The sequence below is a fragment of the Flavobacterium sp. genome (genome assembly GCF_023151265.1).
In the GTDB taxonomy this organism is placed as follows: Bacteria; Bacteroidota; Bacteroidia; order Flavobacteriales; family Flavobacteriaceae; genus Flavobacterium.
This window is the reverse complement of record NZ_JAKLJH010000221.1, coordinates 1-2,048: the sequence shown is the minus strand read 5'-3', so window position 1 is coordinate 2,048 and position 2,048 is coordinate 1. Positions and strand designations below refer to the sequence as shown.

The following is a 2,048-nucleotide window of genomic DNA, read 5'->3' as shown; positions in this document are numbered from 1 at the left end:
ATAATTGCAACACTAAAAAATGTAAGGGGTAGTCCTGAAAATTTTTTTAAAGTAAGTCTGTTAGCTATAAATCGAAAGGTCTCGGGATGTTTTTCCTTAAAATGTAATACGACAGTTGTGTTTGCAATTTTTTGCGTTAAAACAGCTAATGATTTTATGGCAACATGGTTTATCATTTTAGTCAACTATATTGTGTGGTGTAATGTCTTTAATGCTTGCCGATAACGGTTCGGGGCTTGGCGTTCGGGCGGGATTTTAGCACTAACGCTGATACGAAGAACCAATGCCAAATATAGCACAAAATTTCATACGAAGCACTTCCGCCCGCCTGACGCCAAACCCGTGTTGGGTGCTGGGCTTATTTTTGTTTTAATATTGTCAATACTTCGTTGAACCACTCTTTTGAATTAAAGTCTAAAATTACATTTGGTTGAACACCTTTTCCGTCAATAGCTTCGTTTGGTATTCTACGTGAACGTGTTGTTGAATAACCTAATGTCAAAGGCATACATTCAAAGTCAACCATTCGCACATTGGAATAGTCCAAAACTCCCATAGTATGATGTCCTGCAAGAATTACTTTTGAACTTTGTCGTGCTTCTATTAAAAATTGTTCCGTTGAACTTCCGCAATCTTCGTCAATTAAGATAACTACTTATTTCGTTGTCGGATAAAATGTTTGTAAAGTGTCGGTATGGTCTTCAAAAATATTTACCATTTGATTGGGCTTTTCTTTCATTTTTGCAACAATGTCCGAAATGTCGTTTCTTACGCTTTTAGGTAGTTTTGGGTTGTCGTCTATGACACGTTGCCACGCTTGTGCGTTGTCGGGTGTTGCATACACATCAACCCCCACTTTTTTTATAGGTTGAGTGTAAATATATGGCATTAGTGGACTGTATGAAAAATCACTGCCTCCACCATTGTAGCGCAGGTCTATAATTAAGTATGGTTTTGTCTTTAATTTTTTCTCGTTTGCTTTAACAACTGATTTAATTTTCTTGGCAAAGTGGTCGTCAAACGATTTTATGCGAATGTATGCTGTGCTGTCATTTACATCTCTGTAAGCGGCAACTGTGTTAGAAGTTTCAATGTCGTTGTATGGCTCAAATCCTTGTGGTTTTTCTGTTTTCGCATTTTCTTTTAAATAATCTCCGTTACTAAATGCACCGTTTTTGATTTCATATTTTTGAAAATTAGGGCTGTAATCAGCATAATATAAAATGCCTTCAAAATTATTTTCGGCAGTTTGCTTTAACTCTAATTTTACCATTCCTGCCGTCCAATTTTTATTTTGCGAGTTGATGATGACACCTGCATAATCACGAAAATTAGTTGGCGATTTAATTAGAGCAATTTCATAGTTTTTGCTTGATGAAAAATAAATTCCCTCAATATCGTCTTGTGTTTTTTTTCTTAATTCATCAATCTTTTCAGACGAAAGCATAATGGTTTCGGGAACAAATGTTGCCTTTTTTTTAGGATTAGGCATTAAATAAACGTGTTTGTCGTTAAAGTAATTCAGCCAATTTTGAATATAAAAACGACAATAGCCTGTTTGTGTTACGTCCTTTGTTTTTTGTTGCATTTCTTTTGAAAATGCGTCATATTCCGTTTGTTTATTAGCATTGACAATTTTGTCAGCAAAACCCGCATAATTTCTTTCCATATAATTTTTTACGAATAGAAATTCTTGCTCGCAGTCGCAAGTTTGTTGTGCAAAAATTGTCTTGCAAAACAAAAAATAAATTATGGTAATTATTTTTTTCAATGTCAATTTTGTTTTTTACAGTGTCGTTTTAGCCTTGCACCCAACGTTTTATGGTAGGGTTTCGTGTGGGATTTCGAAGCTGTTTCTTATCATTTTACTACCTGCTTTGTTTACGAGCTGCCAACGCTCGCAAACCGCTGAAACCCGCATGAACTCTACCATGTGTTGGCACCAGTTTATTTTTAATTCTTTATGTACAATCCTTTTAAAAATTCAACTTTTTTATCTTCAGTCCATTTATCAGTTGTCATTATCGATAAATTATTCACATTACCAT

The 2,048-nt window shown here is 34.9% G+C and carries 2 protein-coding genes; both read right to left on the bottom strand.

Annotated elements, in window-relative coordinates; genetic code table 11:
* Positions 1-358 precede the first annotated feature (358 nt).
* Positions 359-556, bottom strand: coding sequence for a hypothetical protein (locus L6Q46_RS13760; protein WP_363315886.1), 198 nt, complete (start codon positions 554-556; stop codon positions 359-361).
* A 99-nt stretch (positions 557-655) separates the two neighbouring features.
* Complete coding sequence (locus L6Q46_RS13755) at positions 656-1,669, bottom strand: S41 family peptidase (RefSeq protein WP_291284788.1); 1,014 nt, start codon at positions 1,667-1,669, stop codon at positions 656-658.
* Between the last annotated feature and the right edge of the window lie 379 nt (positions 1,670-2,048).